This window comes from Sphingobium sp. CCH11-B1, assembly GCF_001556865.1.
Lineage (GTDB): Bacteria > Pseudomonadota > Alphaproteobacteria > Sphingomonadales > Sphingomonadaceae > Sphingobium.
Genome location: NZ_LSJY01000108.1, coordinates 12,828 through 38,942, shown reverse-complemented (window position 1 = coordinate 38,942; position 26,115 = coordinate 12,828). Strand labels below are relative to the sequence as shown.

Here is a 26,115-nt window from a genome sequence, read left to right as displayed (position 1 = left end):
GCTGATAATGGGGGGCCATGTTGCATCCCGCCAGGGCCGTGATGGCGAGGATCGGCAAGGCTGCGCGCATCATGCCAGCGCTCCTGCGTCCGGGGCGGCGCTGGGGGAGCGCGGTCCCTTCTTGTCGTTGGCGAACAGCCGGGCGATCGCGAAGAAGAACAGCGGCACGTAGAAGATCGCCAGTACCGTCGCGGACGTCATGCCCCCGATCACCGCCGTGCCGATCGCGACGCGGCTTTGCGCGCCGGCGCCAGTGGCGATCGCCAGCGGGATGACGCCGGCGATGAAGGCGAGCGATGTCATCAGGATCGGTCGGAAGCGCAGGCGCGCGGCCTCCAGCGCGGCGTCCCAGGCATTCTTGCCCTCATAATGCGCCAGTTCCGCAAACTCCACGATAAGGATCGCGTTCTTCGCCGCCAGCCCCATCGTCGTGAGCAATCCGACCTGGAAAAAGATGTTGTTCTCCAGCCCCCGCGCCCACACCGCGATGACCGCGCCGACAAGGCCGAGCGGGATCACCAGCAACACCGCCAGCGGGATCGACCAGCTTTCGTAAAGCGCCGCCAGGCACAGGAAAACGACGAGGATGGACAGGCCGTAGAGGAGGGGAGCCTGTCCGCCCGACAGCTGTTCCTGATAGGAAAGGCCGCTCCACGCATAGCTGGTGCCGGCCGGAAGCTGTTTTTGCAGTTCGACCATCCGGTCCATCGCCTCGCCCGAGCTCGCGCCGTCCGCGGCCTGCCCCTGCAGTTCATAGGCCGAAAGCCCGTTGAACCGGGCGAGGGTGGTCGGCCCCATCGTCCAATGTGTCGTCGCAAAGGCCGAAAAAGGCACCATCTGTCCGGTGCTGGCCGATCGCACCATCCAGTTGTCCAGGTCTGTTGGCAGCGAACGATAGCGCCCGTCGGCCTGCACGAACACGCGCTTCACCCGGCCGCGATCGACAAAGTCGTTGACGTAGCGGCTGCCCCAGGCGGAATTGAGCACGTCATCGACATCGGCCTGGGTAAGGCCCAGAACCGCCAGCTTTTCGGCGTCAATATCGACCTTCAACTGGGGCGTGTCCTCCAGCGTCGACGCGCGCACGCCAGACAGAAGAGGATCCTTCTGCGCGGCGGCCATCAACTGGTTGCGCAACGCCAGGAACCGTTCGCGCGGCAGCCCGCCGCTGTTCAGCAGCTCGAAGGTGAAGCCATTGGATTGGCCAAGGCCGCGGATGGACGGCGGCGTCATCGCCAGCACCTTGGCGTCGCGGATAGCGGCCAGCTGTTTGGTCGCGCGCCCGGCGATCGCGCCGGCGGTGTTCGTCGCGCCCTTGCGTTCGTCCCAGGGCGCCAGGTTGATGAAGCCTTGCGCTGTATTCTCGCCCTGTCCCTGGAAGCTGAAGCCCGTCAGGATGAAGGCGAAGGCGACATTGTCCTTTTCGTCGCTGGAGAAATAATTCTGCACCTGGTTCACCGCCGCGGCCGTGCGGCTCGACTTGGCTCCCGCCGGCAGCGTCAGCTGCACCATCACCTGACCCTGGTCCTCGACCGGCAGGAAACTGGAGGGAAGCCGCACGAACAACAGGATCAGGATGGCCAGGATGACGGCATAAAGGCCCCAGAACAGCGTGCGCCGCGTCATCACCTGCTCGGTGCGCCGGACATAGCCGTCGGTCAGCCGCTCGAACCAGCGGTTGAACTTGCCCGCCCATCCCTTGCCGCGCTGCGCATGATCGGTGGGCTTGAGCAGCGTCGCGCAGAGCGCCGGAGACAGGATCAGCGCGACCAGCACCGACAGGATCATCGACGACACGATGGTGATGGAAAACTGCCGGTAGATAACGCCTGTGGACCCGCCGAAAAAGGCCATGGGCAACAGCACCGCGGACAGGACAAGGGCGATGCCGATCAACGCGCTGCCGATCTCGGCCATCGACTTGATCGTCGCGTCGCGCGGTGAAAGCCCTTCCTCCTCCATCAGGCGCTCGACATTTTCCACGACGACGATGGCATCGTCGACCAGCAGGCCGATGGACAACACCATGCCGAACAGCGTCAGCGTGTTGATGGAATAGCCGAACAGGGCGAGGATCCCGAACGTCCCCATCAACACGACCGGCACGGCGATGGCCGGCACCAGCGTCGCGCGCCAGCTTTGCAGGAACAGGAACATCACGACGACCACCAGCAAGACGGCCTCGATCAGCGTGTGGATCACTTCCTCCACCGATAATTTGATGAAGGGCGTGGTGTCGCGCGGATAGACGACCTTGTATCCGTGCGGCAGATTGGCCGACAGCTCCGCCACCCGGCTCTTCACCAGTTCGGCCGTCTTGAGCGCGTCCGCGCCGGGAGCCAGCTGCAACGCGATGCCCGAAGCCGGATGGCCATTCAGTTGCGCTGTCGTTGTATAGCTTTCATTGCCCAGTTCGACCCGCGCCACGTCGGACAGATGCACGATTGACCCGTCGCTCTGCGTCTTGACCACGATGGCCCGGAACTGGTCGGGCGTCTGCAGCCGCATCCGCGACGTGACGGTCGCGTTGATCTGCTGGCCGGCCGGGGCCGGATCGGCGCCGATCTGGCCTGCCGACACTTCGACATTCTGCGCGCGGATGGCGGCGGTGACGTCCGATGGCATCAGCCGCACGGCGGCCAGCTTGTAGGGATCGAGCCAGATCCGCATCGCATACTGCGACCCGAAAATCTGGGTAGCGCCGATCCCGTCGATGCGGGCGATCGAATCCTGGAAATTATTGACCAGATAGTCGGCGATGTCCGACTGGGTCGCGGTGTCGGTTTCGTCGTAGAGGCCGACCAGCATCAGGAAGTCTGTCTGTTGCTTGGTGACCGTCAGGCCCTGTTGCTGCACCGGACTGGGCAGGCGGCTGAGCGCCTGCTGCACCCGGTTCTGCACCTGCACCTGCGCCGTGTCGGGATCGGTCCCCTTCTGGAACGTCACGCTGATGCGCGACTGCCCCGTCGCGGAGGACGAGGAGGAAAAATACATGAGCCCGTCGATGCCGGTCAGCTGCTGTTCGATGACCTGGGTCACGCTGGTCTCGACCGTTTCGGCCGACGCGCCGGGATAGGTGGCGCTGATGCCGACGCCGGGCGGCGCGATATCGGGATATTGGGCGATGGGCAGCGACAGCATCGCGCCAAGTCCCGCCAGCATGATGCCGATGGCGATGACCCAGGCGAAGATCGGCCGGTCGATGAAAAAGCGGCTCAGCACGGCCCCGGCTCCTATTTCGACGCCGCGATGGCGACCGGCTTCACCTTGTCATTGGGCTGGACCTTGTCGGTGCCCTGAACGATCAGGCGATCGCCGGCCTTGAGCCCGGCGGTTATCAGCCACTTGTCGCCTATGGCTTGGCCGGCCGTGACGGTCCGCCGCTCCACCTGATTGGCCTTGTTGACCAGCAGCGCGGTGGCGTTGCCCTTCGGGTCGCGGCTGATGCCCTGCTGCGGCGCGAGAATGGCGCCGGGCACGACGGACTGCGGCGCGATCACGCGCACGAACATGCCCGGCATCAGCAACCCGTCCGGATTGGGGAAGCGGGCGCGCAGCGTCACCGTACCGCTGTTGACGTCGACGATCGGCTCGGCGAATTCGATGCGACCCTCGGCTGGATAATCGCTTCCGTCCTCCAGCTTCAGGCGGATCGTTGCGCTTGCCGGCAATGTCTTGCCAGCGGCCAGCGACCGGCGCAGTTGCAACAACTGCGCGCTGGACTGGGTCACGTCGACATAGATGGGGTCGAGCTGCTGGATCGTGGTCAGCGGGTCCGCCTGGCTGGCGGTCACGAGCGCGCCGGGGGTGAAGAGCGTGCGGCCCGCGCGCCCGCTGATCGGCGCGCGCACCAGCGTGAATTCAAGGTTGACGTTGCTCGTCTGCAGGTTGGCGCGCGCCTGCTGCACCGCTGCCTGGGCCTGCCGCGCGGTGGCGATCACATCGTCCCGATCCTGCGCGCTGACCGCTTCTGTATCGCCCAGCCCGCGGTAACGTTGCGCCTTGGCCTGCGCCGCCATCAGCGTCGCCTGCGCGCTTGCAAGGCTTGCCTGCGCCTGATCGCGGGAGGCGCGATAGAGGCGGGGATCGATCTGGTAGAGCGGCTGCCCAGCGGTCACCATCGCCCCTTCGGTGAAGAGCCGCTTCTGGATCAGGCCGGCCACCTGCGGGCGCACCTCCGACATCATGGTCGATACGGTGCGCCCGGGCAGTTCCGTCGAAATCGTCGCGTTCTGCGCCGTCAGCGTGACCACGCCGACTTCGACAGGCGCTTTCTTCGGCGGTGTCTTGTCCCCGCATCCCGCTATTACGATGCAAAGCGCCAATGGTGCGACCCGAAGGCGTTGAAGAACCGGATATGCAAACATGGCGGCGAACTGTCCCTGGCCTGACCAGCCGAAGCATCGCCACCGTCCTGCCACGGGGCAGGGAAGGGGGGAGAGCCGCGCAGCGGACGCTGGTCGAGCGCTCCGGCTGGCGTCGGCGGACGCGCCGACCCAGCCCTCTTTGAAATTTTGCGCGTTACAGGAAAGAGGAACTTGTCTTCATTCTGTCTGCGTCCGCCCTCGCGGAGTATCACTTTGTATCACCCTGTATCATGCGCCTTCGGGGTGACGACTTTTCGCGCAATCGACGATAGGGATGCGCCATGCCAGACCTCGCCGATAACGGTCCCGCTACAATCATGGTCGTCGATGACGACGCCGATATCCGCAACCTGATATCGGGACAGCTGCGGCAGGAAAATTATCGCCTGCTGGGCGCCGCGAACCTTGCGGAGCTGCGCCAGGCGCTTTGCGACGAGCGGATCGACCTCATCGTGCTGGACCTCAACCTGCCCGATGGGGACGGCCTGTCGTTCTGCCGCGAGCTTCGCGCGACGGGATCGGCGGTCCAGATCATCATGGTCACGGCCCGGGGCACCGCCATCGATCGCGTGCTGGGGCTGGAGCTGGGCGCGGACGATTATCTGACCAAGCCGTTCGAGCCGCGCGAATTGCTGGTGCGCATCCGCAATCTCCTGCGCCGCGCGCGCAGCGAACCGGCCCCGCGCAGGGTTGCGACGCGCTTCGCCGCCATCGGGCCATGGCGGCTCGACCTTCAGCAACGACGTCTCGTGGCGCCGGACGACCGGCTGGTCATGCTGTCGTCGGCGGAGTTCCGCCTGATCACCCGCTTCATCGAAGAACCCAATGCCGTGCTGACGCGTGAGACGCTCTTGCCCGAACGGCGCGCCACCGCCGCTTTCGACCGGTCCATCGATCTTCAGGTCAGCCGCCTGCGGCAGAAGCTGGCGACCGTTCGGGGCGGTGACGAGCTTATCCTGACCGTCCGTGGCGAAGGCTATGTTCTGGCGTGCGAGGTTCATTATTCATGATCCAGCCGCTGCGACGGACCCGCACCTTCTTTGGCACGATGGCGGGGCAGATATTCCTGATCCTCACCCTGGGCATGTCGGCCGCCGCCCTGATCGCGCTGACCGTGGCCGAGCGCACGCGGCATCATGATTTCGAGCGGGTCAGGCGGCAAAGAGTGGTGGCGAGCGCCGTCGACATTGCCGAGCGGCTCCGCCGGAACCCCGCTAGGGTGGAACGGATGATGGCGGCGCGCGACATCTATGGCGCCTATCCCGCCCCCGAAGGCGTGGCGTTGAGCGAACCGGACGCCGACCTTGAAGCCGCGCTTGAGCAGCGGTTCGGCGCCCGGTCACAGCCGGAGGCGGGTCATGTGCCCGTTGGCCTGTGCTTCCCCAATATGCGGAAGGACCGCGCGGCGGGGCTGATCGATGCGCCAAGGCCGGATTGCTGGATCGTCCGCTTCACCGACATGCACGGGGCGCGGCGGTCCATGGCGCTCACCTTTCCCCGGATCGCAAAGCCGCCCAGCACGATTTTCAACCCGCTTTACCTGATCGTGATCGTCGCGGCTTCGGCGGCGCTCGCCATTCTCGTCGCGCGCTTCGTGTCGAAACCGCTGCGGCGGCTGGAGCGGGCGGCGGAAGCTTTCTCGCTGTCGCTCGATCCGGAGGAAATCCCCGAAAGCGGCCCCGAAGAAGTGCGCGCCGCGCTGTCGACCTTCAACCTCATGCAAAGGCGGGCGAGGGCGGGCTTTACCGAGCGCACCCAGTTGCTCGCCGCCATCAGCCACGATCTGCAAACGCCGCTCACCCGGCTGCGGCTGCGCCTCGAACTGGTCGAAAATCTGGAGCTGCGCGAGCGGCTTCTGGCCGATCATCAGGCGATGCAGACCCTTGTGCGGGAAGGGCTGGACCTCGCCAGCAGCACGGAATTGCGCGAGGAATGGTCGGCGATCGACGTCGATTCCCTCCTCGCCAGCATGGCGGAGGACGCGCAGGATCTGGGCCAGCCCGTCCGGTTCGTCAGCGGCTGCGGCGGCACGGTCCGGGTGAAGCCCAACGCGCTGACGCGCTGCATCGGCAATCTTGTCGACAATGCCGTCAGATATGGCGGCAGCGCCGACATCAGCTGCGTCCGTGCGAACGGGCGGCTCCTCATCCATATTCGCGATCATGGCCCCGGCGTGCCCGGTGACCAGATCGCACAGATGTTCGAGCCGTTCACGCGCGGTCCCAGCAGCCAGCCTGGCGGGCGTCACGGCACCGGCATCGGCCTTACCATCGCCCGTTCGCTCGCGCTCAGTTTCGAGGCATCCGTCCGGTTGCGCAATGCCGAAGACGGGGGCCTCACCGCCACGATCGACATGAGGGGGTGAGGCAGGACCGGGATCAGACCAGAAGGCCGGCGACGATCATCACGCACGCCACCGCGACGCCGCCTTGCACCCAGTGCGGCCGGTAGGTCATGCCGAAGGTCAGAAGGCTCGCGCTGGCGGCCGTCAGCCCCGTCCAGGCGACGAACGCCATGCCGAGGTCATCGGCCCGGTAAAGGCCGAGCAGCGACATCAGCAGCAGAACCCATCCTGCAAGATCGAGATGCGGCACGAACGCCTTGCGCTCCCATGGGCCCATCAAGGCTGGCCGATGACGCTGCTTGTGCGCGGCGAAGGCGAAGAAAGCCAGATAGAGAAAGCCGGCCGACGCGATCATGCCGGCATCGGCCCTGACCGCCGACCCGCAGGCTGGTTCGACCCGCGCAGCTGCATCCGGACGAGGGCAGCCAGGATGGCAGCCGTCGCAAGCAGCAGCATATTGCCCGCCGGTATCACCGCGTCGCTGGACCAGAAAGGCCCGATCAGCGCCGCAAGGCCGCAGGTCGCCGCCACCAGCCCCAACAGAAGCGGCCAACCCCGCGCGGGCGGCAGCGCAAGGCCCGTCAGCAATCCCGCGCCCGCGCTCCACAGTGCCACCGACACCTCGGCCTCGGCCCGTCCCGCCATGCCGAGCGGCAGCAGCCGGTTGGCGAGGAGGAAGGCCGCCATGCCGAGCGGCACGCCCCCCAGCATCCCGACATTCAACCGTTCCAGCAGACGGTTGCCGATCGAAAGGGGTGACCGCTCGCGCCGCTTGACGACCCACAGGATCAGGCCGCTGGCGATGGCGATCGTCAGCATCGCGCCGCCCAGAAAGTACAGCCATCGGGTCAGGAGCGGCGCGAAATGGGCAAGGTGCAGGCCATAGACCGTCTGATAGGCGCGCACCCCCGCCCGTTTTTCGGTCCAGGCCTTGATCGGCTTGCCGCTTGCGCCATCGAAACTCATTTCCGCCGGCAGATAACCGATCGCCTGCGCTTCCGTAGGATAGACGGTCACCACCGCCGCCGCGTCGCCCGGATTGAAGATATATACCCTGCCCACCGGCGCGCCGAAATAGGCCTGCGCCTCTTGCAGCATCGGTGCGACGGGGGCCAGGGGTGCCTTGGTTCCGCCTGGCGGCCGGGTGACGGCGCCCGGCGCCATGTCGGAATAGAGCGTCGTCAGATCGTCGCCGTAAAGCGCGGCGGCGGGCCAGGGCATGGTGAGGGAGGCGAGCGTCACCAGTCCGCTGAAGGTGATCATGAGGTGGAAGGGAAGAGACAGCACGCCCATGACATTATGCCCGTCCAGCCAGGATCGCTGGCCCTTGCCGGGGCGGAAGGTGAAGATGTCCTTGAAGAAGCGCTTGTGCGCGATGACGCCCGTGATGATCGCGACGAGCATCGCCATGGCGGCAAGCGCGGCGAGCCAGCGCCCCCATGGATAAGGCAGTTCAAGCTCGAAATGGAGCCGATAGAAGAATTCGCCGCCCAGCGTGTCGCGCAACAGCGGCGCGCCGCTGGCCGGGTCGAGCGCCCGGGTGATGAAGCCGTCGCCGCCGTCGAATGTCGCCTCGACCGTGTTGGACCGTCCGTCGGGCGCGGACAGATACCAGCCGCTCGACCCGCCATGGGCGCTGAGCCATGATGTCGCCGCGCTGATCGCCGCGACAGGATCGGGGTCGCCCTGCACCTCCGGCCGCATCCACCGGCCGATCTCGGGTCGGAAGAGGCTGAGCGTGCCGGCAAGGCACATGATGAAAAGGACATGGCCAAGCAACAGGCCGGTCCAGCCGTGCAGCCATGCCATGCACTGCCGCGCGCCGTCGCGAACCGCGCTCACGCCCCCGGTCCCTCAAGCCACAGCCTTGCCACCCAGATCAGCGCGGCCAGGGTTCCGGCGGCAAGGGCAGTGCCCCCCAGCGCGTCCTGCGGCCGACGGGCGAGAAAGGCCCAGATCGTGATGGCGGGGACAAAGAGGAAGGCCGCCATGGTTGCCGTCAGCACCGCTTGCGTACGATCGGTCGGCATCAGCATGGCCAGCCCGGTGGCCGCCAGCGACGCCACCAGATAGGCGCCAAGCGTGGCGGCAAGGATGCGCATGCCCACATTGGCGCGGTACCGCCAGCCGCGACGCTCCCTCTTCCCGATGGCCCGCTTCCCCTCTCCCATGGTCAGTCGCCGTACAACGGGCATGAAGAGGACGTGTTGATAGGCATGGCTTTCCCGCAGAGGTCAGGCGCGAATGGGTAGCCATCCCAAGATTGCAAGTCAATCGCATTAGCAACCTATGGTCGTGCGGGCGGCTGAAAGATCGGCGGCATATGGTCCGACGCGAACCATACTCCTGTCTTCATTTAACATAATCATTGTTATCGGACTAAGATAAGGCGATCGGCGCGGATGAGTAATTCTGTCGATCAGACAAAGTGATTTTCCCGCCTTTCATCCGTCACAGAGCCGATCTAGAAATTCGGGCGGGGGAGTTTGAGAGGAGATTGGAAATGGACGCCAAGACCACGGATCCCCTAAGCTGTCCGATGAAGGAACCGGGCGCGCTGCGCTCTCTGCTCGGACGCACAAATCGCGACTGGTGGCCCAATCAGCTGTCCCTCGACATCCTCCAGCAGAACGGCCTTTCCGGCAATCCGCTGGACAAGGATTTCGACTATGCCACTGCCTTCAAGTCGCTCGATCTGGAAGCCGTCAAGGCCGACCTGCGCGCATTGATGACCGACAGCCAGCCCTGGTGGCCGGCGGACTACGGCCATTACGGCCCCTTCTTCATCCGCATGGCCTGGCATTCGGCCGGCACCTACCGCACCGGCGACGGGCGAGGCGGCGCATCGTCCGGGTCGCAGCGCTTCGCGCCGCTCAACAGCTGGCCGGACAATGCCAATCTTGACAAGGCGCGCCGCCTCCTGTGGCCGATCAAGCAGAAATATGGCCAGAAACTGAGCTGGGCCGACCTCATGATCCTGACCGGCAATGTCGCGATCGAATCGATGGGCGGGCCGGTGTTCGGCTTCGGCGGCGGCCGCGCCGACGTGTTCGAGCCCGAGAAGGACATTTACTGGGGCACCGAGGAACAATGGGTCGGCCAGGAAGGCAGTCTGACCCGCATCGACGAGGAGGAAGGGCGGGCGCTGGAAAGCCCCCTCGCCGCCATTCAGATGGGCCTCATCTACGTCAATCCCGAAGGTCCGGGCGGCAAGCCCGACGCGCTGCAATCCGCGCGCGACATCCGCGAAACCTTCGCGCGCATGGGCATGAATGACGAGGAGACGGTCGCGCTCACCGCAGGCGGCCATACCTTCGGCAAGGCGCATGGTGCGGGCGACGCATCCAAGGTGGGTGCGGAGCCCGAAGGCGCGGACATCGCGCAACAGGGTCTTGGCTGGCAGAGCGGGCATGAAAGCGGCTTTGGCGATCATACGATCACCAGCGGGATCGAGGGCGCATGGACGCCCACGCCCATCACCTGGGACATGAGCTATTTCGACATGCTGCTCGACCATGACTATGAACTGGTCCGCAGCCCTGCCGGCGCGAAGCAATGGCAGCCGGTCGGCAATCCCGAAGAAACGCTCGCCCCCAAGGCGCACACGCCGGGCGTCAAGGTGCCGACGATGATGACCACCGCCGACATGGCGATGAAGGTCGACCCCAAATATCGCGAGATCATGGAGAAATTCCGCGCCGATCCCCCCTATTTCGCCGACGCCTTCGCCCGCGCCTGGTTCAAGCTGTGTCATCGCGATATGGGGCCCAAGGCGCGCTATCTGGGACCCGACGTGCCGGCGGAGGATCTGATCTGGCAGGATCCCCTGCCAAAGCCGGTCCACCCCGCCCTCAGCGACGCGGACGTCGCCGCGCTCAAGGACCGGATCGCCGCGTCGGGCCTGTCGGTGCAGGATCTGGTCAAGACCGCCTGGGCCAGCGCCGTCACCTACCGCATATCGGACCATCGTGGCGGCGCGAACGGCGCGCGCATCCGGCTTGCGCCGCAGAAGGACTGGGACGTCAACGAACCGACCGAACTGGCGCGGGTGCTGTCCGTCTATGAAGCGATCGCGAAGGATGCGGGCAATGTTTCCGTCGCCGACCTCATCGTGCTGGGCGGCAGCGTCGGCATCGAGCAGGCGGCGAAGGCAGCGGGCCATGCCCTGACCGTTCCCTTCACCGGCGGCCGGGTCGACGCGACCGAGGACCAGACCGATGCCGACAGCTTCGACGTGCTCGAACCCAAGGCCGACGGTTTCCGCAACTATCTCCAGGTGCGCTTCAATGTGCCGACGGAGGAACTGCTGATCGACCGGGCGCAACTGCTCGGCCTGTCAGCGCCGGAAATGACCGTGCTGGTGGGCGGCCTGCGCGTGCTGGGCGCCAATCATGGCGGATCGACGCATGGCGTCCTGACCGACCGCGTCGGCCAGTTGAGCAACGACTATTTCGTCAACCTGCTGGACATGAACACGGCGTGGAAGCAGGTGGATGAAGAAGGCGACGAGACGTTCGTCGGCACCGATCGTGCCACCAGCGAGCAGAAATGGACCGCGACCCGCACCGACCTCGCCTTCGGCGCGAACTCCCAGTTGCGCGCGCTGTCGGAAGTCTATGCCTCGGCTGACGCTGGCGAGAAGTTCGTGAAGGACTTCGTCGCCGCCTGGGTCAAGGTGATGAACGCGGATCGGTTCGACCTTTCGGCCTGAGAGCATTGCAGCGCCGATGGAACAGCCCGGAGCGGTCAGGCGCGCCGGGCTGTTCTATTTTATCGAATAGTTCGGGTGACTTTATACCGCTCCCTTACTGTCATCCTTGGCGCCTACAAAGGCGGCACGCCAGACGATCCGGTGGCGACTCTTGAGCAAAGGACAGTGCCATGACGAACTTCGTAACGACCAGCGACGGCGTCGACATCTTCTACAAGGACTGGGGCGCGAAGGACGCCCAGCCGATCATGTTCCACCATGGCTGGCCCCTCTCCTCCGACGACTGGGACGCGCAGATGCTGTTCTTCCTGTCGAAGGGCTATCGCGTCATCGCGCATGACCGTCGCGGCCACGGCCGTTCGGCGCAGGTCGATTTCGGCCACGACATGGACCATTATGCCGCCGACGCAGCCGCGGTCGCTGCGCATCTGGACCTGCGCGACGCCATTCATATCGGCCATTCGACCGGTGGCGGCGAAGTGGCGGCCTATGTCGCCCGCCACGGCATCCCGCAGGGCCGGGCGGCCAAGGCGGTCCTGGTTAGCGCGGTGCCGCCGATCATGCTCAAGACTGATCGCTACCCCGGCGGCTTGCCGATCGAGGTTTTTGACGGCCTGCGCGCCGGACTCGCTGCCAACCGCGCGCAATTCTTCCGCGATGTTGCGAGCGGCCCCTTCTACGGCTTCAACCGGGATGGCGCGGCCGTGCAGCAGGGCGTGATCGACAATTGGTGGCGCCAGGGCATGATGGGCAGCGCGCTTGCCCATTATCAGGGTATCAAGGCCTTTTCGCAGACCGATCAGACCGACGATCTGAACGCCATCACCGTGCCCACGCTGGTCCTGCACGGCGACGACGATCAGGTCGTGCCCTACAAGAATGGCGGCGTGCTGCAGGCGGAACTGCTGCCGAATGCGACGCTCAAAATCTATGAAGGCTATTCGCACGGGATGCTGACGGTGAATGCCGATGTGCTGAACGCGGACATACTGGCCTTCATCCAGGGCTGATCCTCAGGGGAGCGGGTTCATCGGCCCGCTCCCTTTTTCAACAGGTCGCGATAGGGACAGGGGCGCGTTGGCGCGGCCGGCCTGGAGCATTTTCGCAGCGGACGGCATCGTCAGTATGAACCGATCATGCTCTAGATGTCGCCCATCCCGTCCAGCTCCCGGTCGTCGCGGCCAAGCGCTGCGAACTGGTCGATCAGCCAGCTTGCCGCGGGACCGGCCGGCGTGTCGCGCCGCCAGATGCCGGAAAAGCGGTAGGTGCCGCCGGGTTGATCGGGCATGGCGAGCCGCACGAGCGTACCTGCCACCAGATCGGGCTCGATCATCGGCAACGGCATGTTGCCCCATCCCACCCCTTCGCGCAGCAGCGCATGTTTCGCGCCCAGATCGGCGAGCCGCCACGTCTTGGGGCTGCTGACGGCAAAGTCCCGGCCTTCGGTAAAGCGGGACCGGTCCGACAGCACCAGCTGGATATGGTCCCGCCCCGCTCCGGGCGGGATCGTGCCCATGCGGCCGAGCGGATGGTCCGGGGCCGCCACCGGCACCATGGGCACCGACCCGGTCGCCACGCACTCGATCCCCTCCACCCCGGCCGACAGCGGGCCGGACACCCCGATCACCGCCTTGCGATCCAGCACCATCGCGGTAATCGCGCCCAGCGCCTCCATGTGCAGCCGCAACTGCACCGTCGGGAAAGCACCGGCAAAGGCGCGCAGCACCTTGCCCAGCCGATCGGCCGGCAGCATCACGTCCACCGCCAGGTCGACCTCCGCTTCCAGTCCGTCGAGCAACCCCTTGACCTTGGCCCGCAGCCCGTCGATGCCATGGGATATGCTGCGTGCCTCGGCCAGCAACGCCCGGCCCGCCACGGTCAGCGTGGGCTTGCGCGTCCCTTGCCGGTCGAACAGCGACAGGCCGAGCTGCGCCTCCAGATTGCTGATGCCATAGCTGATGACGGACACGGCCCGGTTGAGCTTGCGCGCCGCGGCGGCGAAGCTGCCTGTGTCGACGATCGTCAGGAAAATGCGCAACTGGTCAAATGTGGGCGTGCCCGGATTGTTCACTGTTCCATTTCCTCGAACATGATGATGGGATTTATCCCTCTGATCGAGAAAGTGCACAAGGGGTAAAGCATCCTCCAACGACCGGGGCATCCCGCCCCGCCCTGCTGGAGACATAGCATGATCGACCTTCGCCCCTTCGACAGCCTTGGCGGCGCCAACCATGGCTGGCTCGACGCCAAGCATCATTTCTCCTTCGCCGGCTATCATGATCCCGCGCGTACGCACTGGGGCAATCTGCGCGTCTGGAACGACGACACGATCGCGCCCAAGACCGGCTTTCCGCCGCATCCGCACCGGGACATGGAAATCATCACCTACGTCCGGGAAGGCGCGATCACCCACGAAGACAGTCTGGGCAACAAGGGCCGCACCGAAGCGGGCGATGTCCAGGTCATGAGCGCTGGCACCGGCATCCGCCATTCGGAATATAATCTGGAGGATGTGACGACCAGGATCTTCCAGATCTGGATCATCCCGACGCGCGACGGCGAAGCGCCGAGCTGGGGCGCCCGCCCCTTCCCCAAGGGCGAACGCGCCGGGCAGTTCGTCACGCTGGCGTCCGGCTATGCCGATGATGACGACGCGCTGCCCATCCGCACCGACGCGAAAGTGGTGGCGGCGACCCTGAAGGCAGGCGAAAGCGCCCAATATCCCATCGGGCGGGACCGCAAGGCCTATCTGGTGCCGGCGACCGGCGCGATCCGGATCGACGATGTGCAGGTGAACGCGCGCGACGGCGCCGCGATCAGCGACATGGACGTGATCCATGTCACCGCGATCGAAGATAGCGAGATCGTGCTGGTCGACGCGGCCTGACGCCATGCGGGGCGGCGGCTCGGAATGGAGCCGCCGCCCTTTGCGTCACGTCAAAGCAGTTCGACCGCCATGGCGGTAGCCTCACCCCCGCCGATGCACAGGCTGGCGACGCCCCGCTTCAGACCCCGTGCCTCCAGCGCCGCGATCAGCGTCGCCAGGATGCGCGCCCCGGACGCGCCGATGGGATGGCCGAGCGCGGTCGCGCCGCCGTTGACGTTGAGCTTGTCGTCAGGGATGCCCAGCTCCCGCGCCGCGATCATGGCGACCACGGCGAACGCTTCGTTGACCTCGAACAGATCGACGTCCGCCGCCGACCAGCCCGCCTTGTCCAGCAGCTTGCGCATCGCCGGCACGGGCGCGGTAGTGAATTTGGACGGTTCATGCGCATGAGCGGCCGAAGCGACCACCCGCGCTACAGGCTTCAGCCCCATCCGTTCCGCGACGCTCGCCCGCGTCATGACCAGCGCCGCCGCCCCGTCCGAAATGGAAGAGGCGTTGGCGGCGGTGATCGTCCCGTCCCTGGCGAAGGCGGGCTTGAGCGACGGGATTTTGTCGGGCTTGGCCTTGCCCGGCTGTTCGTCGGTATCGATGACGGTGTCGCCGCCCCGGCCGCTGATCGTCACCGGCGTGATCTCGCGCGCGAACGCGCCGCTGCCGATCGCGGCCTTGGCGCGTTCGAGCGAGCGGATGGCATAGGCGTCCTGCTCCTCGCGCGTGAACTGATAGTCGCGCACCGCTTCCTCGGCAAAGACGCCCATCGCCTTGCCCGGCTCATAGGCGTCTTCCAGGCCGTCCATCATCATCGTGTCGATGATCCGGTCATGGCCGATGCGCGCGCCGGCCCGATGCTTGGGCAGCGCATAGGGCGCGTTGGTCATGCTTTCCATGCCGCCGGCGACCACGATGTCCGCAGCGCCGCTGGCAAGCGCCTCCTGCGCCATGATCGCCGCCTGCATCCCTGATCCGCACATCTTGTTGACCGTGGTCGCCTCCGTATTGAGGCCAAGCCCCGCGCCGATCGCCGCCTGGCGGGCCGGGGCCTGGCCCAGGCCGGCGGGCAGCACGCAGCCCATATAGATGCGATCCACGGCGTCCGCGGCGATGCCCGCCCGTTCGACCGCCGCCTTCACGGCCGCCGCGCCCAGGTCCGTTGCCTTGAGCGCCGCCAGCGCGCCCTGGAACCCGCCCATCGGCGTGCGGGCATAATCGATGATGACGACCGGATCGTCCTGCATATGATCTACTCTCCTCGGGCGGCCAGGCCGCTGATGCCCTCCACATAGGCATCGCATCGCCTCCCCGATAGGGTTTCGCCGACCTTCTGCCTTCGCTTGTGCGGGAAAATATGCGTGGGCCGTGCAACCTACGGCATCATCGGGCTTTCTTGCCATGGATGACGCCGGAGGGGGCGGCGCGCGCTGCAAGAAGGAAGCCGTGCATGAGGATTGCCCAGATCGCCCCGCTCGCCGAAAGCGTACCACCCAAATTCTACGGCGGCACGGAACGGATCGTCTCCTACCTGACCGAGGAACTGGTGGCGCAGGGGCATGACGTGACCCTGTTCGCCAGCGGGGATTCCCGCACGGCGGCCAAGCTGGTGCCCATCACCACCACCGCGCTGCGGCTCAACCCCCATGTGCAGGACGCGGTGCCGCACCACATGATCCTGCTGGATGAAGTCCGCCGCCGCGCCGATGAATTCGATTTCCTGCATTTCCATATCGACGTCATTCACATGCCGATCGTGCAGGGCATGCTCGACCGGTCGCTCACGACCCTCCACGGCCGGCTCGACCTGCCCGATCTGGTTCCCTTCTATCGCGCCTTCCCGGATCATTGCCTGGTGTCGATCTCGGATCACCAGCGCCTGCCCATGCCGCCTGTCAACTGGGGCCGTACCGTCTATCATGGCCTGCCCGCCGACCTGCTGCCGGCCAATATCGGGGGCGACAAGGACTATCTGGCCTTTCTCGGCCGCATTTCGCCGGAAAAGCGCCCGGATCGCGCGATCCGCATCGCGATGGAAGCGGGGATGAAGCTCAAGATCGCGGCGAAGATCGACAATGTCGATCGCGCCTATTGGGACCGGGAGATCGCGCCCCTGGTGGAAGGCAATCCGCAGGTGGAATTCGTCGGCGAGATCAACGAGCAGCAGAAGGCGGACTTCCTCGGCAATGCCGCTGCCCTGCTCTTCCCGATCGACTGGCCCGAACCCTTCGGCCTCGTCATGATAGAGGCGATGTCCTGCGCGACCCCGGTCGTCGCGTTCCGCTGTGGGTCGGTGCCCGAAATCATCGATCATGGCGTGTCGGGCGTCATCGTGGATCGTGAGGAAGAAGCGGTGGACGCGGTGCACAGGGCCGTCGCGATGGACCGCGCCCGCGTGCGCGCCGCCTTTGATGCACGCTTCACGGCGGAACGGATGGCGCATGACTATGTGGCGCTCTATCAGGACATCATCGCCGCCAGCACCGCGACTCCCGGCCTGCCCCGGCCGCGTGCCGCCACGCCCGGCCTGCTGATTGCCTGATGGAGGTCCGCCCATGACCCTTGCCGAAATCGGTCAGCCCGCGCCCGGCGCGCTCGGACCGGGATTGGATCCGGGCCAGCAATTGTCGCAGGGACAGACGCAGTTCTTCATCCCTGCAACCGCGTCGCTTGCCGAACGGCGGCCGCGCACGCTCAAGCATGACGACAGTTTCGCGGTGTTCGACCATAGCGGCGACGCCATCGCGGGGCCGGGCAGTCCCGAAGGTCTCTACCACCGCGACACCCGCCATCTGTCGCATTTCTACCTGACGCTCGCGGGCCTGCGGCCGATCCTGCTCAGCTCCGCGCTGCGCGACGACAATCTGATGCTCACATGCGACCTTACCAACCCCGATTTTACGGGGGAGGATGGGCGCAGGGCGGTGGAGCATGATCTGATCCACATCCGCCGCACCCGCTTTCTGTGGCAGGGCGCGGTCTATGAACGGCTGACGCTGCGCAATTTCGACACGGACACGCAGACCGTCCAGCTCGACCTGCATTTCGCCGCCGATTTTGCCGATCTGTTCGAAATCCGGGGCATGAGCCGGCTGCGGCGCGGGGAGATGCAGGCGCCGGTGGTCGGCGCGGCCGACGTGCTGCTCGGCTACAGGGGGCGGGACGACCGGGACCGCTTCACCCATATCCAGTTCGAACCCGCACCCGACATGCTGAACGAAAATCACGCGCAGTTCCGTGTGACCGTCGCCCCCGGAAAGCGCTGCACCATCTTCCTGCGCGTCGCCTGCGCGCCGGTCGAAAGCCGCACGGAAACCCTCTCCGTCCAGCTGCTGCGGGCGCTGCGGGAAGCGATGCAGGCCTCGCGTCAGGCGCGGGCGCGGTCGGCGCGCATCCGCTCGTCCAACGATCTCTTCAACGAAGTCTCGTCCCGTTCCTTCGCCGACATCGCCATGTTGTCGACGCAAACGGCCTACGGCCCCTATCCTTATGCCGGCATCCCCTGGTTCAGCACGGTCTTCGGGCGGGACGCGCTCATCACTGCATGGGAAATGCTGTGGATCGATCCGGCGCTGGCGCGCGGCGTGCTGGGCTATCTCGCCGCTCATCAGGCGACGGACTTTGACGCGGCCGCGGACGCGGAGCCGGGCAAGATCCTGCATGAGGTGCGCCACGGCGAAATGGCGGAACTGGGCGAGGTGCCTTTCCGCCATTATTATGGCAGCATCGATTCCACGCCGCTGTTCGTGATGCTGGCCGGCGCCTATTGGGAACGGACGGGCGACACCGACTTCATCCGCGGCATCGCGCCGCAGATCGACGCCGCGCTTGGCTGGATCGACGATCATGGCGACCGGGACGGCGACGGGTTCGTCGAATATGGCCGCATGACTGACCAGGGCCTGCAAAATCAGGGCTGGAAGGACAGCCACGATTCCATCTTCCACGCCGACGGCAGCATCGCGCGCGGCCCGATCGCCCTCGCCGAGGTGCAGGCCTATGTCTATGGCGCGTGGGACGCCGCCAGCCGCATGCACGACGCGATGGGCGATGCGGCGCGCGCCGCCCTGTATCGCGACCGGGCGGCGGGGATGCGGGAACGGTTCGACGCCGCTTTCTTCGATCCCCAGCTTGGGACCTATGTGCTGGCGCTGGATGGGGAAAAGCGGCCGTGCCGCGTCCGTTCCTCCAATGCGGGCCATGTCCTGCTCACCGGCCTCGCGCTTGAGCATCGCGCCGAAGCGGTGGTGCGCACGCTGATGGCGCCGGCCTCCTTCTCGGGCTGGGGCATCCGGACCATCGCGTCGACCGAAGCGCGTTACAATCCGATGAGCTATCATAACGGCTCGATCTGGCCGCACGACAATGCGCTGATCGCCGCCGGCTTCGCGCGCTATGGCTTCCGCCGCGAAGCCTCCCAGATATTCGAGGGGATGTTCGCGGCTGCCACCTATGTCGATCTCATGCGGTTGCCCGAACTCTTCTGCGGCTTCCCGCGCCGCCGCTCGCAGGGACCGACTTTCTATCCCGTGGCCTGCAGCCCGCAGGCATGGTCGGCGGCGACGCCTCTGTCGCTGCTGCAATCCTGCCTCGGCATCCGTTTCGACATCGCCGCGGGTACGATCGCGCTCTGCAATTCCATCCTGCCGCCCTTCCTTCAGGGCCTCCACATCGGCGGCCTCCGGCTTGGCGAGGGATCGGTCGAACTGGGTCTGGACCGGATCGGCGACACGGTCGTCGTCCGCCCGATCAGCCGCGAAGGCGACGTGCGGATCATCAGCATGGCCTGATTCTGTCCTACTACCCTCCCCTCCCTTATCATGGCGGGCATGGTTCGATGATTTCCGTCATTGGACATTTTATGTCAATTTCTGCGGGAAATATGCGAAGTTAAGGGCAGCGCCGCCTGTCGATGCCGGTCGCTGCAAGGAGTGACTTGCTCATTCTCCAATACTCATACATTTATCACTGACACCGCCTTGGGCAGCAAGGGCGGTTCATGCGTATGAGAGACGATGACCGATGGGAATAGACCGCCGCAACGCGATGATCACCGTGGGCCTCGCCGCCCTGCCCGGCCTGGCGGGAGCGCAGACGGTGGCAGGTGACGAGATCATCGACCTTTGGCCCGGACCGCCGCCCGGCAGGACGGATGCGACGATCGTGCGGTCGATCGAACCGCGTAACGATGATCCCGCCCACCCGGACCGCTGGGTTAGCGGCATCGATCGCCCCGTGATGGTGGTGCGCCGGCCCGCGCGGCCCAACGGCGCGGCGATGCTCGTCATGCCGGGGGGCGGCTATGGCTTCCTGTCCTACGACAATGAAGGAACCAGCCAGGCCGCCTGGCTCAACGCACGCGGGATCACGGCCTTCATCCTCCTTTATCGCCTGCCGGCCGAAGGCTGGAAGAGGCGGGAGGACGTGCCGCTGCAGGATGCGCAGCGCGCCATGCGCCTGATCCGCGCGCGGGCGCGGACGCTTGGCGTCGATCCGGGAAGGCTGGGCGCGCTGGGCTTCTCGGCGGGGGGCCATCTGGCGGGATCGCTCGCCACCCGCCACGGCGAACAGGTCTATGGCGCTGTCGATGATGCCGACAGGCTGTCCGCGCGTCCCGACATCGCGGGCCTGGGCTACCCCGTCGTCAGCCTGGACGCGCCCTTCACCCATGCCGGGTCGCGCGACAATCTGCTGGGGCCCGCATCCGGCGAAACCCTGCGCCGCTCCCATTCGGTGGACAGGCGCGTCGATGGCGCAACCCCGCCCCTCTTCATCTTCCATGCGGCGGACGACACGCTGGTCCCGCCGGCCAACGCCCTGGCCCTCTTTTCCGCGATGGAAGCGGCGAAGCGGCCGGTCGCGCTTCATCTGTTCGAAGATGGTGGCCACGGCTTCGGCGTCAAGCTTCCCAAGACCATGCAAGGCGCCGTCTGGCCCGATCTCTTTGCGTCGTTTGCGGCCGGCCATGGCCTGCCCGGGGCATAATCTACGACTTTAGGCGCACTGGCGCATGCCGCTTCAACCGGCAAGATCGGTTGGAGGCGCCCAGGCTGGGGGAGTGAAACAATGACGGGATTGAAGATCACGGCGGCGGCCATCGCTTGCCTTGCGGGCGCAAGTCCGGCGCTGGCGGAACCCATGGCCCTGCTCGACCGCAATGGAAGCCGCATCGCCATCGAACCCTATGCGCCCAACATCGTGCGCGTCACCATCGCGCTGGACAAGGCGCTGGCAGAGGCGCCGCCGGGCGACGGCCCGATCGCGAAGGCGGATGCCGCCGGCTGGAGCCACCGCACCGACGCAAGTGGCGACATCTTCACGTCTTCGGCTTTGACGTTGACCGTGGACGCCAAGCCCTGGCCCAAGGCGCCCACGCAAATGGAGCGCTATTTCGCCCCGTCCCTGCCGCCGGTCAGCCTTTCCGTCCAGGACGCCAGCGGCGGACTGCTGACGAAGATGACCGGCTGGGAAATGGCGCCCGTCACGGTGAACGGCGAAAAGACCTTCAAGGTCGGCGCCACCTTCGATTCCCCTGCCGACGAACATTATTACGGCCTGGGGCAAAATCAGGAAGGCGTCCTGGACCTGCGTGGCCGGCAGATCGATTGCCAGCATCATTATGACGCACCGGCGGGCGAAACGGTTTGCGTCCCCTTCATGGTCACCAACAGGGGCTACGGCATCGTCTGGGACAATCCGGCCCGCACGCTCATATGGCCGGGCCTTCATTCGGCGACCCGCTGGCAAAGCCAGGTCGGCGAACGCGTGTCCTTCTTTGTGATCACGGGCAAGACGACCGACGACCTCTACGCCGGCTACGCCCGTCTGACCGGAGCGACGCCGTTGCCGCCCAAGGCCGGCTTCGGCCTGATCCAGAGCAAGGCGCGCTATGAAAGCCAGCAGGAACTGCTCGACATCGCCAAGGGCTATCGCCAGCGCGGCCTGCCGCTCGACGTGATGGTGCTCGACTGGTTCTACTGGACCCGCATGGGGCAGATCGACATCGATCGCACCTATTTCCCCGATCCCAAGGGGATGAACGATACGCTGAAATCGATGGGCATGCGTTCCATCATCAGCGTCTGGCCACGCTTCGAACGCGAATCCCGTTATTTCGACATGCTGGCGACCAGGGGCTGGCTGCTGCACGACAAGGACGGCAATCCGATCGACGGCCTGCCGATGCGCTACGACCGCGCCGGCGCACTGCTCGACAGCACCAATGTCGACGCGCGGCAATGGTTCTGGGGCACGGTTCGCGACAACATCCTTTCCCAGGGCTTCGACTGGCTGTGGCTGGACGAAACCGAGCCGGACCTGATCCCGGACGGCTACTGGTATGCGCGCGGCTCGGGCGACCGCTACCATAATCTCTATCCGCTGGTGCACACGTCCGGCGTGGCGGAAGGGTCCGCGCGGGACCGCCCGACCTTCCGCAACATGATCCTGGCCCGCGCGGCCTATCTGGGCTCGCAGCGTACGGGCGGCCTGTTCTGGTCGTCCGACGTTTATTCGACATGGGACGCCCTGCGCCGCCAGGTGCCGACCGGCCTCAACTTCACCGCGACCGGCCTTGCCTATTGGGGGAGCGACATTGGCGGGTGGCAGTGGCCCAACGGGCCGAAGGCGCAGCGCCCGGTCCTGGTCGATCCGGCAGGCGCGACCGCCATGAGCGCCGATTATGCCGACTATCCCGAGCTTTTCGTCCGCTGGTTCCAGTATAGCGTCTTCACGCCGACATTGCGCATCCACGGGCAGCGGCCGGGCACGGCGCTGTGGGACTATGGCAAGGCGGCCGAGCCGATCCTCGCTGAATGGCTGCGGCTGCGCTACGCCCTCATCCCCTATATCTATGCGCTTGGCCGACACACCTATGAAAGCGGCGCTCCGTTCATGCGGGCGCTGTTCATGGACTTCCCGAACGATCCCAAGGTGGCGGGAATAGGGGATCAATATATGTTCGGGCCGGCTTTCCTCGTCGCCCCGGTGACGGAGCAGGGCCAGACGAAGCGAACCGTCTATCTGCCCGCGGGCACGGCCTGGTACGATTACTGGACGAACCAGCGGTTCGCGGGCGGGCAGACGGTCGAAGTCGATGCGCCGATCCAGCGCATGCCGCTGTTTGTGAAGGCGGGATCGATCGTGCCGATGGGCGCGGCCGTGAAGAGCCTGGCGGAACAGCAGCCGATCGAAAGCATCCGCGTCTATCCCGGCGCGGATACGCGCTTCACCCTCTATGATGATGACGGGACGACCAATGCCTATCGCCAGGGCGGCAGAAAGGCGGAACTGGTCTGGGACGACCGCGCCAGAACGCTGACAAGCAAAACGAAATTGCCGACCGGGCAGGCCGTGACGGGCCTCGTGCGGATCATGGGCCAATAGGGAGCAGGACGGCATGACCGGAATCAACCGCCGCGAATTGGGACTGGGTCTGGGCGCAGCGGCGTTGGGCGCGACCCTGCCCGCTACCGCTGGCGCGCAGACGGCGTCCGCCGCTCCGGCTGCGGGCGACTTGTCCTTCCCGCCCGATTTCCTCTGGGGGTGCGCCACCGCTTCCTATCAGATCGAGGGCGCAGCGAAGGAGGATGGCCGCGGCCCCACGGTCTGGGACATTTTCTCCCACACGCCCGGCCGGGTCGCCAACGGCGACACCGGCGATGTCGCGTGCGACAGCTATCACCGCTATCCCGAAGATATCGCCTTGCTGAAAGCGCTCGGGGTCAAGGCCTATCGCTTCTCCATCGCCTGGTCGCGCATCTTTCCCGACGGACGCGGGACGCCCAACCAGAAGGGCGTGGATTATTATAATCGCCTGGTCGATGCTCTCCTGGCGGCCGGCATCACGCCGCACGTCACCCTCTTCCACTGGGATCTGCCAGCCGCCTTGCCGGGCGGCTGGCAGAACCGCGACACCGCCTATGCCTTCGGGGATTATGCCGCCTTCATGGCTGGCCGGCTGAGCGACCGGGTGCGGCAGTTCATGACGGTGAACGAACTGCTATGCTTTACCGATCTGGGCTATCTGACCGGCGGCAAGGCGCCGGGCCTCAAGCTGCCGCAGAAGGAAGCCAACCAGGTCCGCCATCATGGCGTCCTTGCCCATGGCCTTGGCGTTCAGGCGATCCGCGCCAATGCGAAGGCCGGAACGCTGGTCGGCCTGGCCGAAAATCCGTCCATCTACGTGCCGGCGATCGAGACGCCCGATCATATCGAGGCGGTCAAGAAGGCGACGCGCGACAGCAACGCCATGTTCCTGACCGCGATCATGGAGGGGCGCTATCTCGATTCCTACCTGACAGCGCAGGGCAAGGACGCACCCAGGGTGCAGGCCGGCGACATGAAGCTGATCGGCGCGCCGCTCGATTTCCTGTCGGTCAACGTCTATACCGGCAAGATGGTGCGGGCCGATCCGTCAAGGCCCGAAGGCTACACCATATTGCCCATGACCGGCGAAGCGCCCCGGATGCCGTCCAAATGGCTCTATGTGACGCCGGAGGTCATCTATTGGGGCCTCAGGGCCATCAGCGAATTGTGGAAGCCAAAGGCGCTCTACATCTCCGAAAATGGGTGCTCGGCGGACGACAAGGTCGCCGGGGACGGCAAGGTCTATGACACCGACCGGGTCATGTATCTGCGCAACTATATGACGCATCTGCAGCGGGCCGCGCGCGAAGGGCTGCCGGTCAAGGGCTATTTTGTCTGGAGCCTGATGGACAATTTCGAATGGGAGGACGGCTATACCAAGCTGTTCGGCATCCATCATGTCGACTTCAAGACCCAGAAGCGCACGCCCAAATTGTCGGCCGACTGGTATCGGGAACTGGTGCGGACCAACCGGCTGGTCTGATCTCAGGCAAGAAAGCAGATGCTGACCGGCCGGGATGTCTCGGCCGCCTGGCCGCTGTCGCGCAGGCGGCCGGTGCGCCGGTCGACCGCAAAGACGCTGACCCGATCCGATTTCTGGTTGGCGACGAGCAGCCAGCGGCCGGAGGGGTCGAACTGGAACGCCCATGGCGCCGCCCCGCCGGATGCGATCCGCTGGACGACGGACAATCCCCCGCTCGCCTGATCGATGGCGAAGACGACCAGGCTGTTTTCGGCCCGGTTGCCGGCATAGACGAAGCGACCATCCCGGCTGACCAATATTTCGGACGCGCTGCTGTCGCCGCGATGATCGGGACCATTGGCGGACGCCGTGCTCGACAACGTCAACCGCCCGGCCCGCGCGTCCCAGGCGAGCGTCTGGACATCGGCGGTCAGTTCGTTGATCAGGAAGAGACGGCGACCATCGGGGTGAAAGGCGAAATGGCGCGGCCCGCTGCCGGGCGGTGCGGCATAATGACGCTCCTCCCCCGGTGCGTCCTGAACGATCCGGTGGGTCGGGCCGTCGAAGGGATGGACATACAGGCGGTCGGTCCCCAGGTCCGCCGACAGAAGGAAGCGGCCAGAGGGATCGACCGCAACGCAATGCGCGTGGGGCCGCGTCTGCCGCGGGCTCGGGCCTGATCCGCTCGCGGCGATGAGGCTGGCGGCGGGCGCGAGGCTGCCATCCTGCAATATGGGAAAGCTGGCGACCGATCCCGCGCCATAGTTGGCGGCGAACAGCGTCATGGATCGGCCATCCACCGACAGATGGGCCGTGCCGCCACCGCCCGCGTCCACCTGCGACAGGGTGGCGAGCGCCCCTGTCGCGGGATCGGCGCGCAGGGCGAAGATGCTGCCATGCTGCGCGCCGTCGCCTCCGACCTCGCTCGCTACATAGAGGATGGGGCGGTGCGCGTGACGTATGATCCAGCTTGGCCGCGCGATGCTCGCCGGGGCGGGATCAAGCAGGATCCGGCCGGAGGCAGGATCGAACCACCCTGTCTGCGGCGCGTCCCCCTGCGTGCCGATATAGACGCGCACGACACCCCTGGTAGCGGCGCGCAGCGGGGCAAAGCGCGCTGCCGGGGCGCCGAGCATCAGGGCAAGGAGCGCGCGGCGCGCGATGCGCATGGTATCGAACCTATCGGGCACGTTCGCCGTCCGCGACCTGTCGACCCACGAAGCTCTTCAGCGCCTCTGGCACGATATGCTCATGCTGCCCATGCCCGCCAGGATGGGGCGGACACGGGAATTTGGCAATGATTATTGCGCTTGGTGGGTGCGCAAGAAGCCGGTAGTCCTGCTTTCGTCTTAGTTGCAATATCGTCCGCCTGTGGCATCACCTTCTTGATAACGTCGCTGGCGATCACGGCCATGCATGTGCGGGAGAGACGGGATGAAGATGCGCGGCACGTTCCTGTTGGGCGGCATGATCCTGCCGCTTGCCCTTCTCTCCTGCGCGAGCGCATCGGCGCAGACGGGCGGCGCCGGCGCGGAAAGCGCGAAGGACTTTGCGAGCAGCGCCGACGTAAGGGCGCAGATATCCGCCATGCTTGCCGATATGAAACCCGATCAGGGCTTCATGTGGCGGCCGCTCGTTCGCGACGGCGCGACCGTCGCCGCGATCGAGATATGGAAGAAGCCGGGCCGACCCGCGGTCCATCCGGCCGAAATCGAATATGCGACCGTGCTTGAAGGGCGTGGCACGCTGGTTTCGGGCGGTGCCCTGGTCGACGCCACGACCAAAAGGCCGGGCCTGGTGGAAGGAAGCCGGATCGAGGGCGGCGCTACCCGCGTGCTCGGCCCCGGAGACGTCCTGCTCATCCCTGCCGGCGTGCCGCACTGGTTCGGCATCAGCGGCGAGACGCTGATCCTGCTTGGCACCAAAATACCCGCCGGCAAATAGCGCCTGCGGATAACGATCGCCGTCGATCGAAAAGTCAGCTCACCG

General features: G+C 65.9%; 20 protein-coding genes. 12 read left to right on the top strand and 8 right to left on the bottom strand.

Translation table 11 applies throughout. From position 1 onward, the window contains the following. Nucleotides 1-69: 69 nt before the first annotated feature. A complete protein-coding gene (locus AX724_RS11535) occupies nucleotides 70-3,222 on the bottom strand; it encodes an efflux RND transporter permease subunit (protein WP_066766409.1) in 3,153 nt (1,050 codons plus the stop codon). An 11-nt stretch (nucleotides 3,223-3,233) separates the two neighbouring features. Next, nucleotides 3,234-4,367 carry an efflux RND transporter periplasmic adaptor subunit gene (locus AX724_RS11530; RefSeq protein WP_082733492.1) on the bottom strand — a complete coding sequence of 378 codons (1,134 nt, stop codon included), beginning with the start codon at nucleotides 4,365-4,367 and terminating at the stop codon, nucleotides 3,234-3,236. A gap of 281 nt (nucleotides 4,368-4,648) precedes the next feature. Between AX724_RS11530 and AX724_RS11525 the strand changes: the two genes are divergently transcribed. Both AX724_RS11525 and AX724_RS11520 read left to right on the top strand, forming a co-directional pair. Beyond that, nucleotides 4,649-5,377 carry a response regulator transcription factor gene (locus AX724_RS11525; protein ID WP_066766408.1) on the top strand — a complete coding sequence of 243 codons (729 nt, stop codon included), beginning with the start codon at nucleotides 4,649-4,651 and terminating at the stop codon, nucleotides 5,375-5,377. Next, nucleotides 5,374-6,732: an ATP-binding protein gene (locus AX724_RS11520; protein ID WP_066766407.1), complete on the top strand. Its 1,359-nt coding sequence runs from the start codon at nucleotides 5,374-5,376 to the stop codon at nucleotides 6,730-6,732. The genes AX724_RS11525 and AX724_RS11520 overlap by 4 nt, the downstream gene beginning before the upstream one ends. Before the next feature lie 13 nt (nucleotides 6,733-6,745). Here AX724_RS11520 and AX724_RS11515 read toward each other — a convergent pair whose 3' ends face one another. Genes AX724_RS11515 through AX724_RS11505 form a run of 3 tightly spaced genes read right to left on the bottom strand, consistent with a single transcriptional unit; the run spans nucleotide 6,746 to nucleotide 8,906 of the window. Then, the gene (locus AX724_RS11515; RefSeq protein ID WP_066766406.1) at nucleotides 6,746-7,066 is read right to left on the bottom strand and encodes a DUF3325 family protein; all 321 of its coding nucleotides are present in this window, start codon (nucleotides 7,064-7,066) and stop codon (nucleotides 6,746-6,748) included. After that, the gene (locus AX724_RS11510; protein WP_231736661.1) at nucleotides 7,063-8,553 is read right to left on the bottom strand and encodes a PepSY-associated TM helix domain-containing protein; all 1,491 of its coding nucleotides are present in this window, start codon (nucleotides 8,551-8,553) and stop codon (nucleotides 7,063-7,065) included. Before AX724_RS11510 ends, AX724_RS11515 begins: the two co-directional genes overlap by 4 nt. Next, the gene (locus AX724_RS11505; RefSeq protein WP_231736659.1) at nucleotides 8,550-8,906 is read right to left on the bottom strand and encodes a ketohydroxyglutarate aldolase; all 357 of its coding nucleotides are present in this window, start codon (nucleotides 8,904-8,906) and stop codon (nucleotides 8,550-8,552) included. The genes AX724_RS11510 and AX724_RS11505 overlap by 4 nt, the downstream gene beginning before the upstream one ends. Nucleotides 8,907-9,214: 308 nt before the next feature. Here AX724_RS11505 and katG point away from each other — a divergent pair, with 308 nt between their 5' ends. Together katG and AX724_RS11495 are read left to right on the top strand one after the other, a co-directional pair. Beyond that, nucleotides 9,215-11,422 carry a catalase/peroxidase HPI gene (gene katG / locus AX724_RS11500; RefSeq protein ID WP_066766401.1) on the top strand — a complete coding sequence of 736 codons (2,208 nt, stop codon included), beginning with the start codon at nucleotides 9,215-9,217 and terminating at the stop codon, nucleotides 11,420-11,422. 170 nt (nucleotides 11,423-11,592) lie between these two features. After that, nucleotides 11,593-12,432 carry an alpha/beta fold hydrolase gene (locus AX724_RS11495; RefSeq protein ID WP_066766400.1) on the top strand — a complete coding sequence of 280 codons (840 nt, stop codon included), beginning with the start codon at nucleotides 11,593-11,595 and terminating at the stop codon, nucleotides 12,430-12,432. A gap of 131 nt (nucleotides 12,433-12,563) precedes the next feature. Here AX724_RS11495 and AX724_RS11490 read toward each other — a convergent pair whose 3' ends face one another. Continuing rightward, entirely contained in the window at nucleotides 12,564-13,493 is a 930-nt protein-coding gene (locus AX724_RS11490) for a LysR family transcriptional regulator (RefSeq protein ID WP_066766397.1), read from the bottom strand. Nucleotides 13,494-13,610: 117 nt separating this feature from the next. Here AX724_RS11490 and AX724_RS11485 point away from each other — a divergent pair, with 117 nt between their 5' ends. Beyond that, nucleotides 13,611-14,309 carry a pirin family protein gene (locus tag AX724_RS11485; protein ID WP_066766396.1) on the top strand — a complete coding sequence of 233 codons (699 nt, stop codon included), beginning with the start codon at nucleotides 13,611-13,613 and terminating at the stop codon, nucleotides 14,307-14,309. 50 nt (nucleotides 14,310-14,359) lie between these two features. Here AX724_RS11485 and AX724_RS11480 read toward each other — a convergent pair whose 3' ends face one another. After that, nucleotides 14,360-15,544, bottom strand: coding sequence for an acetyl-CoA C-acyltransferase (locus AX724_RS11480; protein ID WP_066766393.1), 1,185 nt, complete (start codon nucleotides 15,542-15,544; stop codon nucleotides 14,360-14,362). Between the two features lie 203 nt (nucleotides 15,545-15,747). Here AX724_RS11480 and AX724_RS11475 point away from each other — a divergent pair, with 203 nt between their 5' ends. The 5 genes from AX724_RS11475 (at nucleotide 15,748) to AX724_RS11455 (ending at nucleotide 24,147) form a co-directional block, all read left to right on the top strand. Beyond that, nucleotides 15,748-16,839, top strand: coding sequence for a glycosyltransferase family 4 protein (locus tag AX724_RS11475; protein WP_066766391.1), 1,092 nt, complete (start codon nucleotides 15,748-15,750; stop codon nucleotides 16,837-16,839). Nucleotides 16,840-16,852: 13 nt separating this feature from the next. Further along, nucleotides 16,853-19,087, top strand: coding sequence for an amylo-alpha-1,6-glucosidase (locus AX724_RS11470; protein ID WP_066766389.1), 2,235 nt, complete (start codon nucleotides 16,853-16,855; stop codon nucleotides 19,085-19,087). Nucleotides 19,088-19,319: 232 nt separating this feature from the next. Beyond that, nucleotides 19,320-20,282 (top strand): alpha/beta hydrolase, encoded by a 963-nt coding sequence (locus tag AX724_RS11465; protein ID WP_156448064.1) that lies wholly within the window; start codon nucleotides 19,320-19,322, stop codon nucleotides 20,280-20,282. Between the two features lie 81 nt (nucleotides 20,283-20,363). Next, entirely contained in the window at nucleotides 20,364-22,682 is a 2,319-nt protein-coding gene (locus AX724_RS11460; RefSeq protein WP_066766387.1) for a glycoside hydrolase family 31 protein, read from the top strand. A gap of 13 nt (nucleotides 22,683-22,695) precedes the next feature. Next, the gene (locus tag AX724_RS11455; protein ID WP_066766386.1) at nucleotides 22,696-24,147 is read left to right on the top strand and encodes a GH1 family beta-glucosidase; all 1,452 of its coding nucleotides are present in this window, start codon (nucleotides 22,696-22,698) and stop codon (nucleotides 24,145-24,147) included. Nucleotides 24,148-24,149: 2 nt separating this feature from the next. On the opposite strand, the gene AX724_RS11450 is transcribed toward AX724_RS11455, so the two are convergent. Further along, entirely contained in the window at nucleotides 24,150-25,295 is a 1,146-nt protein-coding gene (locus AX724_RS11450; RefSeq protein WP_066766385.1) for a lactonase family protein, read from the bottom strand. On the opposite strand from AX724_RS11450, the gene AX724_RS11445 reads away from it, so the two are divergent. Continuing rightward, nucleotides 25,288-25,479, top strand: a complete 192-nt coding sequence (locus AX724_RS11445) for a hypothetical protein (RefSeq protein ID WP_066766384.1) — start codon at nucleotides 25,288-25,290, stop codon at nucleotides 25,477-25,479. The two genes, AX724_RS11450 and AX724_RS11445, sit on opposite strands and share 8 nt — an antisense overlap. Nucleotides 25,480-25,560: 81 nt before the next feature. Beyond that, nucleotides 25,561-26,070 carry a cupin domain-containing protein gene (locus AX724_RS11440; RefSeq protein ID WP_231736658.1) on the top strand — a complete coding sequence of 170 codons (510 nt, stop codon included), beginning with the start codon at nucleotides 25,561-25,563 and terminating at the stop codon, nucleotides 26,068-26,070. The last annotated feature ends 45 nt before the right edge of the window (nucleotides 26,071-26,115 follow it).

What these genes read in the sequence shown, in the direction of transcription:
- AX724_RS11530 (WP_082733492.1), bottom strand. Translation starts at nt 4,367, where the DNA reads ATGTTTGCATATCCGGTTCTTCAACGCCTTCGGGTCGCACCATTGGCG.
- AX724_RS11525 (WP_066766408.1), top strand. Translation starts at nt 4,649, where the DNA reads ATGCCAGACCTCGCCGATAACGGTCCCGCTACAATCATGGTCGTCGAT.
- AX724_RS11520 (WP_066766407.1), top strand. Translation starts at nt 5,374, where the DNA reads ATGATCCAGCCGCTGCGACGGACCCGCACCTTCTTTGGCACGATGGCG.
- AX724_RS11515 (WP_066766406.1), bottom strand. Translation starts at nt 7,066, where the DNA reads ATGATCGCGTCGGCCGGCTTTCTCTATCTGGCTTTCTTCGCCTTCGCC.
- AX724_RS11505 (WP_231736659.1), bottom strand. Translation starts at nt 8,906, where the DNA reads ATGCCCGTTGTACGGCGACTGACCATGGGAGAGGGGAAGCGGGCCATC.
- katG (WP_066766401.1), top strand. Translation starts at nt 9,215, where the DNA reads ATGGACGCCAAGACCACGGATCCCCTAAGCTGTCCGATGAAGGAACCG.
- AX724_RS11495 (WP_066766400.1), top strand. Translation starts at nt 11,593, where the DNA reads ATGACGAACTTCGTAACGACCAGCGACGGCGTCGACATCTTCTACAAG.
- AX724_RS11485 (WP_066766396.1), top strand. Translation starts at nt 13,611, where the DNA reads ATGATCGACCTTCGCCCCTTCGACAGCCTTGGCGGCGCCAACCATGGC.
- AX724_RS11480 (WP_066766393.1), bottom strand. Translation starts at nt 15,544, where the DNA reads ATGCAGGACGATCCGGTCGTCATCATCGATTATGCCCGCACGCCGATG.
- AX724_RS11475 (WP_066766391.1), top strand. Translation starts at nt 15,748, where the DNA reads ATGAGGATTGCCCAGATCGCCCCGCTCGCCGAAAGCGTACCACCCAAA.
- AX724_RS11470 (WP_066766389.1), top strand. Translation starts at nt 16,853, where the DNA reads ATGACCCTTGCCGAAATCGGTCAGCCCGCGCCCGGCGCGCTCGGACCG.
- AX724_RS11465 (WP_156448064.1), top strand. Translation starts at nt 19,320, where the DNA reads ATGGGAATAGACCGCCGCAACGCGATGATCACCGTGGGCCTCGCCGCC.
- AX724_RS11460 (WP_066766387.1), top strand. Translation starts at nt 20,364, where the DNA reads ATGACGGGATTGAAGATCACGGCGGCGGCCATCGCTTGCCTTGCGGGC.
- AX724_RS11455 (WP_066766386.1), top strand. Translation starts at nt 22,696, where the DNA reads ATGACCGGAATCAACCGCCGCGAATTGGGACTGGGTCTGGGCGCAGCG.
- AX724_RS11445 (WP_066766384.1), top strand. Translation starts at nt 25,288, where the DNA reads ATGCGCATGGTATCGAACCTATCGGGCACGTTCGCCGTCCGCGACCTG.
- AX724_RS11450 (WP_066766385.1), bottom strand. Translation starts at nt 25,295, where the DNA reads ATGCGCATCGCGCGCCGCGCGCTCCTTGCCCTGATGCTCGGCGCCCCG.
- AX724_RS11440 (WP_231736658.1), top strand. Translation starts at nt 25,561, where the DNA reads ATGAAGATGCGCGGCACGTTCCTGTTGGGCGGCATGATCCTGCCGCTT.